Source organism: Salmonella sp. FC25216 (genome assembly GCF_057751355.1).
In genome coordinates, this window is record NZ_JBDGON010000003.1 from 496,088 (window position 1) to 511,514 (window position 15,427).

General features: G+C 53.1%; 12 protein-coding genes and 2 tRNA genes. 3 read left to right on the forward strand and 11 right to left on the reverse strand.

Annotated features, from left to right (window positions below; translation table 11 throughout):
- Positions 1-166 precede the first annotated feature (166 nt).
- From infB to AC3G3F_RS08635, 4 genes are all read right to left on the reverse strand, one after another.
- Positions 167-2,845: a translation initiation factor IF-2 gene (gene infB / locus AC3G3F_RS08620; protein WP_023246643.1), complete on the reverse strand. Its 2,679-nt coding sequence runs from the start codon at positions 2,843-2,845 to the stop codon at positions 167-169.
- 24 nt (positions 2,846-2,869) lie between these two features.
- Positions 2,870-4,372 carry a transcription termination factor NusA gene (gene nusA / locus AC3G3F_RS08625; RefSeq protein WP_053508279.1) on the reverse strand — a complete coding sequence of 501 codons (1,503 nt, stop codon included), beginning with the start codon at positions 4,370-4,372 and terminating at the stop codon, positions 2,870-2,872.
- A 27-nt stretch (positions 4,373-4,399) separates the two neighbouring features.
- Positions 4,400-4,852, reverse strand: coding sequence for a ribosome maturation factor RimP (rimP, locus tag AC3G3F_RS08630; protein WP_000105461.1), 453 nt, complete (start codon positions 4,850-4,852; stop codon positions 4,400-4,402).
- 207 nt (positions 4,853-5,059) lie between these two features.
- A tRNA-Met gene (locus AC3G3F_RS08635) sits at positions 5,060-5,136 on the reverse strand.
- A 344-nt stretch (positions 5,137-5,480) separates the two neighbouring features.
- Between AC3G3F_RS08635 and argG the strand changes: the two genes are divergently transcribed.
- A complete protein-coding gene (gene argG, locus AC3G3F_RS08640; protein ID WP_046093092.1) occupies positions 5,481-6,824 on the forward strand; it encodes an argininosuccinate synthase in 1,344 nt (447 codons plus the stop codon).
- 197 nt (positions 6,825-7,021) lie between these two features.
- Here the strand turns inward: argG and AC3G3F_RS08645 are convergent.
- The 6 genes from AC3G3F_RS08645 to rlmE all read right to left on the reverse strand — a co-directional run bounded on the left by AC3G3F_RS08645 (position 7,022) and on the right by rlmE (position 12,623).
- Positions 7,022-7,108: transfer RNA gene (locus AC3G3F_RS08645), tRNA-Leu, on the reverse strand.
- A 13-nt stretch (positions 7,109-7,121) separates the two neighbouring features.
- Positions 7,122-7,454 (reverse strand): preprotein translocase subunit SecG, encoded by a 333-nt coding sequence (gene secG / locus AC3G3F_RS08650; RefSeq protein ID WP_000272680.1) that lies wholly within the window; start codon positions 7,452-7,454, stop codon positions 7,122-7,124.
- A 222-nt stretch (positions 7,455-7,676) separates the two neighbouring features.
- Positions 7,677-9,014: a phosphoglucosamine mutase gene (gene glmM / locus AC3G3F_RS08655; protein ID WP_000071159.1), complete on the reverse strand. Its 1,338-nt coding sequence runs from the start codon at positions 9,012-9,014 to the stop codon at positions 7,677-7,679.
- Complete coding sequence (folP, locus tag AC3G3F_RS08660; protein WP_023246395.1) at positions 9,007-9,855, reverse strand: dihydropteroate synthase; 849 nt, start codon at positions 9,853-9,855, stop codon at positions 9,007-9,009. The genes glmM and folP overlap by 8 nt, the downstream gene beginning before the upstream one ends.
- A gap of 103 nt (positions 9,856-9,958) precedes the next feature.
- The gene (gene ftsH / locus AC3G3F_RS08665; RefSeq protein ID WP_023246394.1) at positions 9,959-11,893 is read right to left on the reverse strand and encodes an ATP-dependent zinc metalloprotease FtsH; all 1,935 of its coding nucleotides are present in this window, start codon (positions 11,891-11,893) and stop codon (positions 9,959-9,961) included.
- 103 nt (positions 11,894-11,996) lie between these two features.
- Positions 11,997-12,623: a 23S rRNA (uridine(2552)-2'-O)-methyltransferase RlmE gene (gene rlmE, locus AC3G3F_RS08670; RefSeq protein WP_000145974.1), complete on the reverse strand. Its 627-nt coding sequence runs from the start codon at positions 12,621-12,623 to the stop codon at positions 11,997-11,999.
- A 126-nt stretch (positions 12,624-12,749) separates the two neighbouring features.
- Between rlmE and yhbY the strand changes: the two genes are divergently transcribed.
- The gene (yhbY, locus tag AC3G3F_RS08675) at positions 12,750-13,043 is read left to right on the forward strand and encodes a ribosome assembly RNA-binding protein YhbY (RefSeq protein WP_001592995.1); all 294 of its coding nucleotides are present in this window, start codon (positions 12,750-12,752) and stop codon (positions 13,041-13,043) included.
- 155 nt (positions 13,044-13,198) lie between these two features.
- Here the strand turns inward: yhbY and greA are convergent, their stop codons facing one another.
- A complete protein-coding gene (greA, locus tag AC3G3F_RS08680; protein WP_001148008.1) occupies positions 13,199-13,675 on the reverse strand; it encodes a transcription elongation factor GreA in 477 nt (158 codons plus the stop codon).
- Positions 13,676-13,922: 247 nt separating this feature from the next.
- Here greA and dacB point away from each other — a divergent pair, with 247 nt between their 5' ends.
- Entirely contained in the window at positions 13,923-15,356 is a 1,434-nt protein-coding gene (gene dacB, locus AC3G3F_RS08685) for a serine-type D-Ala-D-Ala carboxypeptidase (protein ID WP_053508280.1), read from the forward strand.
- The last annotated feature ends 71 nt before the right edge of the window (positions 15,357-15,427 follow it).

Here is a 15,427-nt window from a genome sequence, read left to right on the forward strand (position 1 = left end):
TCATGCCGGGTGGCGCTTCGCTTACCCGGCCTACGCAAAATTATCTTCTAAGTATTTTGGGTTGCAACAAGGCGGCAAGAGTGTGAATCCCCGGGAGCATAGATAACTATGTGACCGGGGTGAACACTCGTAGCCAACGCAGTTGCGGCCCGAAAGACGACGAAGATTAAGCGATGGTACGTTGGATCTCGATAATCTCGAACACTTCAATCATATCGCCAACGCGAACGTCGTTGTAGTTCTTCACGCCGATACCACATTCCATGCCGTTACGGACTTCGTTAACGTCATCTTTGAAGCGGCGCAGGGATTCCAGCTCGCCTTCATAGATAACCACGTTGTCGCGCAGTACGCGGATTGGGTTATGGCGTTTAATCGTACCTTCGGTAACCATACAGCCCGCGATCGCGCCGAATTTCGGCGATTTGAACACATCGCGCACTTCAGCCAGACCGATGATCTGCTGTTTCAGTTCCGGAGACAGCATACCGCTCATCGCAGCTTTCACTTCGTCGATCAGGTTATAGATGACGGAGTAGTAACGCAGATCCAGGCTTTCAGACTCGATCACTTTACGCGCAGATGCATCGGCACGCACGTTGAAGCCGACCAGAATCGCGTTGGACGCCGCAGCCAGGGTGGCGTCAGTTTCGGTGATGCCCCCTACGCCGGAACCGATGATCTTCACTTTAACTTCGTCAGTAGACAGTTTCAGCAAGGAGTCGGAGATCGCTTCCACGGAACCCTGTACGTCAGCCTTCAGCACGATGTTCACTTCGTGAACTTCGCCTTCGGTCATGTTGGCGAACATGTTCTCAAGTTTCGATTTTTGCTGACGCGCCAGTTTCACTTCACGGAATTTGCCCTGACGGTACAGCGCCACTTCACGCGCTTTCTTCTCGTCACGGACCACGGTGACTTCGTCACCGGCAGCCGGAACGCCAGACAGGCCGAGAATTTCCACCGGAATGGACGGACCCGCTTCCAGCACTTCCAGACCCAGCTCGTTACGCATCGCGCGCACACGGCCATATTCGAAGCCGCACAGCACGATATCGCCTTTGTGCAGCGTACCTTCGCGTACCAGAACGGTAGCCACCGGACCACGACCTTTATCAAGGAAGGATTCAATGACCGCGCCGCTCGCCATACCTTTACGTACGGCTTTCAGCTCCAGGACTTCGGCTTGCAGCAGGATCGCGTCCAGCAGTTCGTCGATACCGGTGCCCGCTTTCGCAGACACATGGACGAACTGGCTTTCACCGCCCCACTCTTCCGGCAGAATGCCGTACTGGGACAGCTCGTTCTTCACACGATCCGGATCGGCTTCCGGCTTATCAATTTTGTTCACCGCCACAACCACCGGCACACCTGCCGCTTTCGCGTGCTGGATAGCTTCGATAGTCTGCGGCATCACGCCGTCGTCTGCCGCCACTACCAGAACCACGATATCCGTTGCCTGGGCGCCGCGAGCACGCATGGAGGTAAACGCGGCGTGGCCCGGGGTGTCCAGGAAGGTGATCATACCGTTGTCAGTTTCAACGTGGTATGCGCCGATGTGCTGGGTAATGCCGCCCGCTTCGCCAGAGGCCACCTTCGTTGAACGAATGTAGTCCAGCAGAGAGGTTTTACCGTGGTCAACGTGACCCATGATGGTCACAACCGGTGCGCGCGGTTCAGCCGCAGCGCCGGTGTCACGGTCGCTCATTACCGCTTCTTCCAGTTCGTTTTCACGACGCAGGATAACCTTGTGGCCCATCTCTTCGGCGACCAACTGTGCGGTTTCCTGGTCTATGACCTGGTTGATGGTAGCCATGGCGCCCAGTTTCATCATCGCTTTGATGACCTGAGAGCCTTTAACCGCCATCTTGTTCGCCAATTCGCCAACGGTGATGGTTTCACCGATCACCACGTCGCGGTTAACGGCCTGAGCGGGCTTCTGGAAGCCTTGCTGTAAAGAAGACCCTTTACGCTTACCACCTTTACCGCCGCGAACCGCAGCACGCGCTTCTTCACGATCGGCTTTGGATTCGGCATGTTTGCCTTTTTTCGCCGGACGAGCCGCTTTCGCATTACGGCCACGACCGCGACCGCCTTCTACTTCACGATCGCTTTCGTCTTCGGCCTGGCGAGCGTGCTGAGAAGTGGTGACATGATAGTCACTGGTGTCTTCTACAGGCTCAGGCGTTGCGGTCCATTTGTTTTCTTCCGCCATGCGGCGAGCTTCTTCTGCTACACGACGCGCTTCTTCTTCGAGTTTGCGACGTGCTTCTTCTTCCGCTTTACGCTTCAGTTCTGCAGCTTCATTCTCACGGCGGGCTTTTTCGGCCTGGGCGGTTTTGGTCATATCGTCAGTCTGTTGATTGCTCACTTTGTCTTTTTCCGCAGCTTCACGTTTCGCTTTTTCAGCGGCTTCACGCTTAGCTTGTTCTGCGGCCTCGCGTTCAGCTTTTTGTTGCGCCTCGCGTTTGGCCTGTTCTTCTGCCTCACGACGGGCTTGCTCTTCCGCTTCACGCTGCGCCTGTTCTTCCGCGGCAAGGCGTTCAGCCTCTTGCGGGTCGCGTTTTACAAAGGTGCGCTTCTTGCGGACTTCGATTTGTACCGATTTACTTTTTCCACCGGTACCTGGAATATTCAGGGTGCTGCGCGTTTTACGCTGCAGCGTCAGTTTATCGGGACCAGAAACCGCTTCGCGGTTCAGGTGCGCCAGTAAAGTCTGTTTTTCTTGTGCGGACACAGAGTCGTCAGCAGATTTCCGGATACCTGCATCAGCAAACTGCTGTACCAGGCGATCCACGGAAACCTGTCTCTCTGCGGCCAGCGCTTTTACGGTTACATCTGTCATGCTGTTCCTTCCTGCTACAGTTTATTACGCTTCGTCGCCGAACCAGCAAATATTACGGGCAGCCATAATCAGCTCACCGGCTTTTTCGTCGGTCAACCCTTCGATATCAGCCAGATCATCAATGCCCTGGTCGGCGAGATCTTCCAGCGTACAAACACCACGAGCCGCCAGTTTGAAAGCCATATCGCGATCTAATCCTTCCAGATTCAGCAGATCGTCAGCCGGTTTATTATCACCGAGGCTTGCTTCCTGGTCCTGCGCCAGAGTGGCCAGTGCGTTTTTAGCACGCTCGCGCAGTGCTTCAACGGTCGGCTCATCAAGGCCGTCAATTTCCAGCAGTTCTTTCATTGGCACATAAGCCAGTTCTTCGAGCGTGGAGAAACCTTCTTCTACCAGAACGGTCGCGAACTCTTCATCAATATCAAGATATTTAGTAAAGATCTCGATAGCGGCATGTGTTTCAGCCTGATGTTTAGCCTGCAGGTCATCAACGGTCATTACGTTGAGTTCCCAGCCGCTCAATTGCGAAGCCAGGCGGACGTTCTGACCATTACGTCCGATCGCCTGCGCCAGATTACCGGCTTCAACGGCGATATCCATGGTATGTTTATCTTCGTCCACCACGATAGACGCGACGTCTGCCGGCGCCATCGCATTAATGACGAACTGCGCCGGGTTATCATCCCACAGCACGATATCAATACGCTCGCCGCCCAGCTCGGTAGAGACCGCCTGAACGCGCGCGCCGCGCATACCCACGCAAGCGCCGACCGGATCGATACGCTTATCGTTGGTTTTCACCGCGATTTTCGCACGAGAACCCGGATCGCGAGCCGCAGCTTTAATTTCAATCACTTCTTCGCCGATTTCCGGCACTTCAATGCGGAAAAGTTCAATTAGCATTTCCGGCCTGGAACGGGTGACGAATAGTTGCGCGCCACGCGCTTCCGGGCGAACAGCATACAGCACACCGCGAATACGGTCGCCAGGACGGAAGTTTTCACGCGGTAGCATATCTTCACGCAGAATCACCGCTTCAGCGTTACCGGCCATCCCTTCGGATTTAATTTCCAGAGAGATATTGTCGCGGTTCACTTTCTTCACCACGCCAGTGACGATTTCGCCTTCCTGGTCGCGGAACTGATCGACAACCATCGCCCGTTCGGCTTCACGGACTTTCTGCACGATAACCTGTTTCGCAGTCTGCGTGGTGATACGGTCAAAGGTGACAGATTCAATCTGATCTTCAACATAGTCGCCGACATTCAGGCTTTCGTCTTCAAAGCGCGCCGCTTCCAGTGTAATTTCCTTCGTCGGCATGGTCACTTCTTCAACGATCAACCAACGGCGGAAAGTATCAAAATCACCGCTTTTACGATCGATTTCTACACGAACATCGATCTCCTGCTCATATTTTTTCTTTGTTGCTGTCGCCAGCGCACTTTCCAGCGCTTCAAAAATTTTTTCGCGTGGCAGCGCTTTTTCGTTGGAGACGGCTTCAACAACAGCCAAAATTTCTTTGTTCATCGCGGGCTTTTCACCTCATCCAGACTGTTAAAAGTGGGGAACCAGGTTCGCCTTCTGGATATTACTCAGCGCGAACACTTCATCTTTGCCTTCGACTGTGACGGTAATCATTTCACCGTCCACCGCTTTGATAATGCCCTGCCACTTGCGACGGTTCTGTACCGCCATGCGAAGAACCAGCGCGACTTCTTCACCCTGGAAACGCGCATAATGATCGGCAGTGAACATAGGACGGTCGAGACCCGGTGACGAGACTTCAAGGTTGTAAGCCACGGAGATAGGATCTTCAACGTCCAGCACCGCGCTTACCTGGTGGCTCACATCAGCACAATCATCAACATTGATGCCATCTTCACTATCAATATAGATGCGCAGTGTGGATGTGCGACCGCGAATAAATTCGATGCCGACCAGCTCATAGCCTAAGGCTTCAACTGGCGCTGTAATCATCTCTGTTAATTTTTGCTCTAATGTGGACAAGCCCACCCCCAAGACATAAAAAAAGGGCCTAAAGCCCAGTTATTCTGTAGTCAGATAACAAAAAACCCCGATAAATCGGGGCTTTAGATAACTGAACCCTATAACCGCAACTGCGGTCTGGTGTACCTTCCGAAAGAATTTTTTTCAAATCCAGCTACGAAGGACATAATCTTCACAGTATATTTGAAAAAGAACTCTAAGGGAAAGTGGTTGCGGGAGCCGGATTTGAACCGACGACCTTCGGGTTATGAGCCCGACGAGCTACCAGGCTGCTCCACCCCGCGCCTGAAACGTGGCAAATTCTACTCGTTTTGGGTAAAAAATGCAAATACTGCTGGGATTTGGTACCGAGGACGGGACGTAAAATCTGCGCACAGTATAGTGACCAGGCATGAGTAATGTCAACCTTATTCCCAATATGCAGATGAATGAATATCACTCTTCGTTATACTCATCCCACCTCTCCGGCTTATACACGCATTTCACAACGTTATTTTAGTAAACCCTCACTAAACGCTTCCTGTCTCTGATAAAAGATGATTAAATGAAAACTCATTTATTTTGCATAAAAATGCACTGAAACAGAAAACCGATCTCATTATCAGTCAATCAAGCAGGGTTCTATTCTATGACGACGATTCTTAAGCATCTTCCAGCAGGTCAACGTATTGGTATCGCTTTTTCCGGCGGTCTGGACACCAGCGCCGCACTGCTGTGGATGCGACAAAAAGGAGCTGTCCCATATGCATATACTGCGAATCTGGGACAACCGGATGAGGATGACTATGACGCCATTCCTCGTCGCGCAATGGAGTATGGCGCAGAGAACGCTCGCCTGATTGATTGCCGCAAGCAGTTGGTTGCAGAAGGGATCGCGGCGATTCAGTGCGGCGCTTTCCATAATACGACTGGCGGGCTGACCTATTTCAATACCACGCCGCTGGGCCGTGCCGTGACCGGCACGATGCTGGTCGCAGCGATGAAAGAAGACGGCGTGAATATCTGGGGTGACGGCAGCACCTATAAAGGCAACGATATTGAACGTTTCTATCGTTACGGCCTGCTGACGAATGCTGAATTACAGATTTACAAACCGTGGCTGGATACTGACTTTATCGATGAGCTGGGCGGTCGCCATGAGATGTCTGAATTTATGATTGCCTGCGGTTTCGACTATAAGATGTCAGTCGAAAAAGCCTATTCCACCGACTCCAATATGCTCGGCGCCACGCATGAAGCGAAAGATCTGGAGTTTCTTAATTCCAGCGTCAAGATCGTCAACCCGATTATGGGCGTGAAGTTCTGGGACGAAGAGGTGAAGATTCCGGCGGAAGAAGTGACCGTCCGTTTTGAGCAGGGACATCCGGTAGCGCTGAATGGCAAAACCTTCAGCAATGATGTTGAGATGATGCTGGAAGCGAATCGCATCGGTGGCCGCCACGGCCTGGGCATGAGCGACCAAATTGAAAACCGCATCATTGAAGCGAAAAGCCGCGGTATTTATGAAGCCCCCGGAATGGCGCTGCTACACATCGCCTATGAGCGTCTGCTGACCGGTATCCACAATGAAGATACCATCGAGCAGTATCACGCCCATGGCCGCCAACTGGGTCGTCTGCTGTATCAGGGCCGCTGGTTCGACTCTCAGGCGCTGATGCTGCGCGATTCCCTGCAACGCTGGGTAGCCAGCCAGGTGACGGGCGAGGTCACGCTGGAGCTGCGTCGCGGCAACGACTACTCAATTCTGAACACCGTATCCGACAATCTGACCTATAAGCCAGAACGTTTAACCATGGAAAAAGGCGATTCCGTATTCTCGCCAGACGATCGTATCGGTCAGTTGACGATGCGTAACCTGGACATCACCGATACGCGTGAAAAACTGTATGGCTATGCACAGTCTGGCCTGCTGGCGACATCGTCCGCCACCGGTTTACCGCAGGTCGGCAGTCTGGAAAACAATGCAAAGTAACCGAATGATATTTCTCACAGGCCGCGCAAGCGGCCTTTTTTATGGGGGATGATAACTGTAGGCCGAATAAGGCGTACACGCCGCCATCCGGCATTGATTGCCTGGCGACGCTACGCTTATCAGGCCTACATGCCACATCATTTGACGGGGCTCAGACGAAAAAAAAGACGCTTTTCAGCGTCTCTTTTCTGGAATATTGGTACCGAGGACGGGACTTGAACCCGTAAGCCCTATTGGGCACTACCACCTCAAGGTAGCGTGTCTACCAATTCCACCACCTCGGCACGGATACTACTATTAACGCGGGATATCGCTGGTCGGCTGGGCCGGCGCAGCAGGTTGAGTCTGCTCGGTCTTCGCCGGTGCGCTCAGGTTTTCCCACTCGCTTCCTTTATTGGTTTTGTTGCTATTGATATTACCCAACACCAGACTGATGATGAAGAACAGCGTCGCCAGTACCGCCGTCATTCGGGTCATGAAGTTACCAGAACCACTTGAACCAAATAGCGTAGCGGAAGCGCCTGCTCCGAAGGAGGCTCCCATATCAGCGCCTTTACCTTGCTGCAGCATGATCAGACCCACAAGGCCAATTGCCACAATAAGGAAAACAACTAAAAGAGCTTCGTACATAATCAACCTGTTCCTTGCGGAGTTGCCGCGTACCAATGCTTCTACCAATAAAGCGGGATTTTTACTGTTTCCCACTGAAGCGGGTGTGAATACTAACCAAAGCGAATGACCTTCGCAAGGGCAATTTAAGCGCATTGTATCAACTGCGGAAAAAAACAGCAAAAGCGTTATTTTTTACGGACAGTAAGGCGGCAACCGCCGCCTTTTTAGTCACTTAAACGATTAAACGGCTTTTACCGCGTCCGCAATACGATGGGCGAATGCCGTAACCTGCGCTTCATCCTCGCCTTCAACCATCACGCGAATCAGCGGTTCGGTACCGGATTTACGTAGCAGTACCCGCCCACGATTGCCGAGCGTGGCTTCTACGTCCGCCGTTACCGCTTTCACCGCTTCATTTTCCAGCGGATCGCCACTACCGGCGGTGTAACGCACGTTAACCAGAATCTGCGGGAACATTTTCATACCGCTGCACAGATCGTGCAGACTCATGTGATTACGCACCATCGCCGCCAAAACTTGTAGCCCCGCAACGATACCGTCGCCAGTGGTCGTTTTATCCAGCAGAATAACGTGACCAGAGTTTTCCGCGCCGATGCGCCAGCCTTTTTCCTGCAATTTTTCCAGCACGTAGCGGTCACCCACTTTCGCCCTGGCAAACGGAATGCCGAGCTGTTTAAGCGCCAGCTCCAGACCCATATTGCTCATCAGCGTCCCCACCGCGCCACCGCGCAGTTGGCCCTGGCGCAGCCCTTCGCGCGCGATGATATACATGATCTGATCGCCATCGACTTTTGCGCCTTCGTGGTCAACCATGATGACGCGGTCGCCGTCGCCGTCCAGCGCGATACCGAGGTCCGCTTTCTCCGCCAACACGCGCGCCTGCAACGCGCGCACGTCGGTTGCGCCCACTTCTTCGTTAATGTTGACGCCGTTTGGCTCACAGCCGATGGCGATAACGGTCGCGCCCAGCTCGCGCAGCACATTCGGCGCGATGTGGTAGGTGGCGCCGTTGGCGCAATCCACGACCACTTTCAGGCCATTAAGGCTCAGCTCGTTCGGGAAGGTGCCTTTACAGAACTCAATATAACGTCCGGCGGCGTCGACGATGCGACTCGCTTTCCCCAGCTCAGCGGAGTCTACGCAGGTGATCTCTTTTTCCATTTCGGCTTCGATGGCTTCTTCCACATCGTCAGGCAGTTTCGTGCCATCGATAGAGAAGAATTTAATCCCGTTATCATAGAACGGGTTATGCGAAGCCGAGATAACGATACCCGCCTCCGCGCGGAAAGTCCGCGTCAGATAGGCGACGGCCGGCGTTGGCATAGGTCCGGTAAACGAGGCCGACAGCCCCGCAGCGGCAAGGCCCGCCTCCAGCGCGGATTCCAGCATATAGCCAGAAATACGCGTATCTTTACCGATAATAATTTTACGCGAACCATGACGCGCCAGCACTTTTCCGGCAGCCCAACCCAGTTTAAGCACAAAATCAGGTGTAATGGGGGCATCGCCTACACGCCCGCGAATCCCATCGGTGCCGAAATATTTACGATTACTCATAGCGTTTGTTTCCCTTTGCAGACAGAGTGGCTTCTACCACCCGCATCGCCTCTACGGTTTCTTTGACGTCATGGACGCGAATGATCTGCGCGCCCTGCATCGCGGCAATTACTGCGCACGCAAGGCTGCCGTTCAGACGGTCTGATGGCCCCACGTTAAGTAGCTGACCAACCATCGTTTTACGCGACATGCCCACCAGCAGCGGCAGGTTAAAATGATGAAACTCACCCAGTCGCGCCAGTAAGGTATAGTTGTGAGAGAGATTTTTACCGAAACCGAATCCGGGGTCGAGCAACAATTTCTCTTTTGCGATGCCGGCCTTTTCACAACGTGCTATTTGCTCAATAAAGTAGCGATTCACCTCGGCAAAGACATCGTCATATTTCGGCGCATTCTGCATGGTTTTGGGGTTGCCCTGCATATGCATAAGACTGACCGGCAAGCCAGTTTCCGCCGCGGCTTCCAACGCGCCAGGTTCGGAAAGCGAACGGACATCATTGATAATATGCACGCCCGCCCTCGCCGCTTCACGGATTACCTCGGGTTTAGAGGTATCCACAGAAATCCACACTTCAAAACGTTGCGCTATTGCTTCCAGCACCGGAATGACGCGATCCAGCTCTTCTTCCACGCTCACTTCCGCCGCGCCTGGCCGCGTTGATTCACCACCCACATCAATAATTGTCGCCCCGGCATTCACCATTAAATTCGCATGTTTCACCGCCTCAATCAGCGTGTTATGCGCGCCGCCGTCGGAGAAAGAATCCGGTGTTACGTTCAGGATACCCATAACATGCGGATGAGTGAGATCGAGCGTGGCGCCCTGAGCGAAGAGTTTCATGGTCAAAATCCCTGTTTTATTTATGGTGAGTTAAAAAAGAAAAACCCCGGGGCAAGCCCCAGGGTTTCGGTGAGCGCTAAACATAGTGTTGTACAACAAACGCTTATTTGTCGCCCAACTGCTCTGACATCGTGTTGCCCGGGTTCGGCGTGCGTGGTTCATCAACCGGACGCGGCGCACGAGGCGTACCATTGCTGTCAGAGTTATTGGTGCCGTTTGGATCTTCCCAGCCCGCAGGCGGACGCACTTCACGACGCGCCATCAAGTCATCAATCTGCGGCGCATCGATGGTTTCATATTTCATCAGCGCATCTTTCATGGCGTGCAGAATATCCATATTATCAGTCAGGATCTGACGGGCGCGATTGTAGTTACGTTCAATCAGCGCTTTCACTTCCTGGTCGATGATACGCGCAGTTTCATCGGACATATGCTTCGCTTTCGCGACGCTACGGCCGAGGAACACTTCACCCTCTTCTTCTGCGTACAGCAACGGACCGAGTTTCTCCGAGAAGCCCCACTGGGTCACCATGTTACGCGCCAGGTTCGTCGCGACTTTAATGTCGTTCGACGCGCCAGTGGAAACATGCTCAACGCCGTAGATAATCTCTTCCGCCAGACGGCCGCCGTACAGGGTAGAGATCTGACTTTCCAGCTTCTGACGGCTGGCGCTGATCGCGTCGCCTTCAGGCAGAAAGAAGGTCACACCCAACGCACGACCACGTGGGATAATCGTCACTTTGTGCACCGGATCGTGTTCCGGCACCAGGCGACCGATAATCGCGTGGCCCGCTTCGTGGTAAGCGGTCGACTCTTTCTGCGCTTCCGTCATCACCATGGAGCGACGTTCGGCGCCCATCATGATTTTGTCTTTCGCTTTCTCGAACTCGACCATCGACACTACGCGTTTGTTGCCGCGTGCGGCAAACAGCGCCGCTTCGTTGACCAGGTTCGCCAGGTCCGCACCGGAGAAGCCCGGCGTACCGCGCGCGATGATCGCTGCATCAATGTCCGTCGCTAACGGTACGCGACGCATATGCACCTTCAGAATCTGCTCACGACCGCGAACATCCGGCAGGCCAACCACCACCTGACGGTCAAAACGACCTGGACGCAGCAGCGCAGGGTCAAGGACGTCAGGACGGTTGGTCGCCGCGATAACGATGATACCTTCGTTACCCTCGAAGCCGTCCATCTCAACCAGCATCTGGTTCAACGTCTGCTCACGTTCATCATGACCGCCGCCAAGACCTGCGCCACGCTGGCGACCTACGGCGTCAATTTCATCGATGAAGATAATGCACGGCGCCGCTTTCTTGGCCTGTTCGAACATGTCGCGCACACGGGATGCACCAACACCAACGAACATTTCCACAAAGTCAGAACCGGAAATCGTAAAGAATGGCACCTTCGCTTCACCTGCAATGGCTTTTGCCAGCAGGGTTTTACCGGTACCCGGCGGTCCGACCATCAGAACGCCTTTCGGAATTTTACCGCCCAGCTTCTGGAAGCGGCTCGGTTCACGCAGGTATTCAACCAGTTCCGCCACTTCTTCTTTCGCTTCGTCACAGCCCGCGACGTCAGCAAACGTGGTTTTGATCTGATCTTCCGTCAGCATACGCGCCTTGCTCTTACCGAACGACATGGCGCCTTTGCCACCGCCGCCCTGCATCTGACGCATGAAGAAGATCCAGACGCCGATCAGCAACAGCATCGGGAACCAGGAAATGAAGATAGAAGCCAGCAGGCTTGGCTCTTCGGGAGGTTCGCCAACAACCTTGACGTTTTTAGTCAGCAGGTTATCAAGCAGCTTCGGATCATTAATCGGAATGTAAGTCGTGTAACGGTTACTATCTTTCTTGGTAACGTTGATCTCACGTCCGTTGATACGCGCTTCGCGAACCTGGTCCTGATTGACCTCTTGCAGGAAGGTAGAGTAATCCACCTTACGGCCATTAGACTCGCTGGGCCCAAAGCTCTGGAATACTGACATCAGCACAACGGCAATGACCAGCCAGAGTATTAGGTTTTTCGCCATGTCACTCAAGGGATTAACCTCTTATTACAACTGTGTTAAAAACAGCGTCAGGATACTCTATATCCAGTTTCTTTCAAACCTTACGTCTGAAATCTGCCGGTTATCACTTTCGCCCGGTCGCTACAATGTACACTTCACGCGAACGCGCACGCGAAGAGTCCGGCTTACGAACTTTGACCTTCGTAAACAGGGAGCGAATTTCCCTTAGATACTCATCGAAACCTTCGCCCTGGAACACCTTCACTACAAAACTTCCGCCTGGCGCCAGCACATCGCGGCACATCTCTAACGCCAGCTCCACCAGATACATGGCGCGGGGGATATCCACCGCCGGTGTTCCGCTCATGTTTGGTGCCATATCCGACATGACAACTTGTACTTTACTGTCACCCACGCGTTCCAGTAACGCTTTCATGACAAGTTCATCACGAAAATCGCCCTGAAGAAAGTCCACACCAACGATAGGATCCATAGGTAAAAGATCACAAGCGATGATACGGCCTTTACCGCCAATCTGCGTGACCACATATTGTGACCAGCCTCCTGGCGCAGCGCCGAGATCGACTACCGTCATTCCCGGCTTAAAAAGTTTGTCACTTTGCTGTATTTCATCAAGTTTAAACCAGGCACGGGAGCGTAGCCCCTTTTTCTGCGCCTGTTGAACATATTTATCGCTAAAGTGTTCCTGAAGCCAGCGGCTTGAGCTGGCAGAACGCTTTTTACCTGTCATTTAACTTTCCCGTCGGGGCAGTTCATCGTAGCCAATGGCGTAAATTTCTACACGCCTATTTGGCGATATAAGGGAGATGGCGGTAGAATGACCCGTTTTCAATCCCAACGTAAGCAAAAATATACGATGAATCTGAGTACTAAACAAAAACAGCACCTAAAAGGTCTGGCACATCCGCTCAAGCCTGTTGTTATGCTTGGCAATAATGGTTTGACCGAAGGGGTACTGGCCGAGATTGAACAAGCGTTAGAGCACCATGAACTTATCAAGGTGAAAATCGCCTCGGAAGATCGCGAAACAAAAACCTTGATCGTGGACGCTATCGTGCGCGAAACCGGCGCCTGTAACGTACAGGTCATCGGTAAAACGCTGGTGCTGTATCGCCCAACTAAAGAGCGTAAAATCTCGCTGCCGCGTTAAGGATATCCTAAAGTCGAACACAAAATCTGTGTAAAACGAGGGGTTTTCCACGAGCAGGAGAGCAAAATGCCACGCTCTCTCCGTTGATAAAAGGCCGCTATGCGGCCTTTTTCCTTTCTTTACAATACACCAACAATTTGCGTATTGAGTACTACTTAAAGGTATTCCACTTTAAGCACTTCATATTCCACATCGCCGCCAGGCGTTTTGATCACCACGACGTCATCCTGCTCTTTGCCGATCAGGCCGCGAGCGATTGGCGAGTTTACCGAAATGAGATTTTGCTTAAAATCCGCCTCATCATCGCCAACAATACGGTAGGTCTGCTCTTCGTCGGTGTCCAGGTTCAGCACCGTGACGGTAGCGCCAAAAATCACACGACCATTGTTCGGCATTTTGGTGACATCAATCACCTGCGCATTCGACAGTTTTGCTTCGATATCTTTAATACGTCCTTCGCAGAAACCCTGCTGTTCGCGTGCAGCATGATACTCCGCGTTTTCTTTTAAATCGCCATGTTCACGCGCTTCGGCGATAGCGGCGATGATTTCAGGACGGCGCACAGATTTCAGAAAATCCAGCTCTTCGCGCAGTTTTTCGGCACCGCGTAAGGTCATCGGAATAGCTTGCATTTGTTATACCTCTTGAACATTCCTGTAGGGGGCAATGAACTCTACCCCGGCTGCTAAGCCAGCCCCGGCATATGCCATACCAGGGTCAGAAGCAAAAAAACACCAACCCGGGCGCGCAGTCCCAGGTCAGCTACAATTTCCTCTTTGATACCCATTTTACCCTGGAGTTCCCTATGGGTCATCGTTTACTTTTTAGGGCGTTGCGCCGTAGTATGACGGCTTGTTTCCAGGGTGTTAGCGCGAGATTATGCGATTTTCCAGATTTATCATCGGATTGACTACCAGTATAGCGTTCAGCGTTCAGGCCGCGAATATTGACGAATACATCAAACAGCTTCCGGCTGGCGCCAACCTCGCGCTGATGGTGCAAAAGGTTGGCGCGCCCGCGCCGGCTATTGATTACCATAGTCAGCAGATGGCGCTTCCCGCCAGCACCCAAAAAGTGATTACCGCGCTGGCGGCGCTGATTCAACTCGGCCCGGATTTCCGTTTTACGACCACGCTGGAGACCAAAGGCAGCGTCGATAACGGCATCTTAAAAGGTGACTTAATTGCGCGCTTCGGCGGCGATCCAACGCTAAGACGTCAGGATATTCGCAATATGGTCGCGACGCTGAAAAAGTCCGGCGTCACGCAAATCGACGGCAATGTGCTTATCGACACGTCGATTTTCGCCAGCCACGATAAAGCGCCAGGCTGGCCGTGGAACGACCTGACGCAGTGTTTCAGCGCGCCTCCCGCCGCCGCCATCGTTGACCGTAACTGCTTTTCTGTGTCGCTTTATAGCGCGCAAAAACCAAACGATTTAGCCTTTATTCGCGTGGCCTCTTATTATCCGGTAACGATGTTCAGCCAGGTGCGGACCCTGCCGCGCGGTTCGGCAGAAGCGCAGTATTGCGAGCTGGATGTTGTGCCTGGGGATTTGAACCGTTATACGCTTACCGGCTGTTTACCACAGCGCACCGACCCGCTGCCGCTGGCCTTTGCTATTCAGGACGGTGCCAGCTACGCGGGCGCGATCCTCAAGCAGGAGCTGAAAGAGGCCGGAATAACTTACCGCGGCACGTTGCTGCGTCAGACGCTGGTTAACGAGCCCGGAACAATCGTCGCCAGTAAACAGTCGGCGCCACTGCACGATCTGCTTAAGATTATGCTGAAAAAGTCAGACAATATGATCGCTGATACTGTTTTTCGGATGATTGGTCATGTCAGGTTTAACGTGCCTGGCACCTGGCGGGCGGGATCGGATGCCGTTCGCCAGATCCTGCGCCAACAGGCGGGAATCGACATAGGCAATACCATTATTGCCGATGGTTCAGGCCTCTCTCGTCATAACCTGATCGCTCCCGCCACGATGATGCAGGTGCTGCAATATATCGCTCAACACGATAATGAGCTGAACTTTATCTCTATGCTGCCGCTGGCGGGCTATGATGGTTCATTACAATATCGCGCCGGGCTGCATCAGGCGGGCGTAGACGGTAAGGTTTCAGCGAAAACCGGGTCACTGCAGGGGGTGTATAACCTGGCGGGCTTTATTACCACCGCAAGCGGGCAACGGATGGCATTTGTACAGTATTTGTCCGGCTACGCGGTTCCACCAGCCGATCAGCGTAATCGCCGCATCCCGTTAGTGCGCTTTGAAAGCCGGCTGTACAAGGATATTTATCAGAACAACTAGGTGGAGCGTTTGATTGCCGGATGGCGGCGCTTTGCGCCTTATCCGGCCTACAAGTATGTAGGCCCGGTAAG

What these genes read in the sequence shown, in the direction of transcription:
- infB (WP_023246643.1), bottom strand. Translation starts at nt 2,845, where the DNA reads ATGACAGATGTAACCGTAAAAGCGCTGGCCGCAGAGAGACAGGTTTCC.
- nusA (WP_053508279.1), bottom strand. Translation starts at nt 4,372, where the DNA reads ATGAACAAAGAAATTTTGGCTGTTGTTGAAGCCGTCTCCAACGAAAAA.
- argG (WP_046093092.1), top strand. Translation starts at nt 5,481, where the DNA reads ATGACGACGATTCTTAAGCATCTTCCAGCAGGTCAACGTATTGGTATC.
- secG (WP_000272680.1), bottom strand. Translation starts at nt 7,454, where the DNA reads ATGTACGAAGCTCTTTTAGTTGTTTTCCTTATTGTGGCAATTGGCCTT.
- glmM (WP_000071159.1), bottom strand. Translation starts at nt 9,014, where the DNA reads ATGAGTAATCGTAAATATTTCGGCACCGATGGGATTCGCGGGCGTGTA.
- folP (WP_023246395.1), bottom strand. Translation starts at nt 9,855, where the DNA reads ATGAAACTCTTCGCTCAGGGCGCCACGCTCGATCTCACTCATCCGCAT.
- ftsH (WP_023246394.1), bottom strand. Translation starts at nt 11,893, where the DNA reads ATGGCGAAAAACCTAATACTCTGGCTGGTCATTGCCGTTGTGCTGATG.
- rlmE (WP_000145974.1), bottom strand. Translation starts at nt 12,623, where the DNA reads ATGACAGGTAAAAAGCGTTCTGCCAGCTCAAGCCGCTGGCTTCAGGAA.
- yhbY (WP_001592995.1), top strand. Translation starts at nt 12,750, where the DNA reads ATGAATCTGAGTACTAAACAAAAACAGCACCTAAAAGGTCTGGCACAT.
- greA (WP_001148008.1), bottom strand. Translation starts at nt 13,675, where the DNA reads ATGCAAGCTATTCCGATGACCTTACGCGGTGCCGAAAAACTGCGCGAA.
- dacB (WP_053508280.1), top strand. Translation starts at nt 13,923, where the DNA reads ATGCGATTTTCCAGATTTATCATCGGATTGACTACCAGTATAGCGTTC.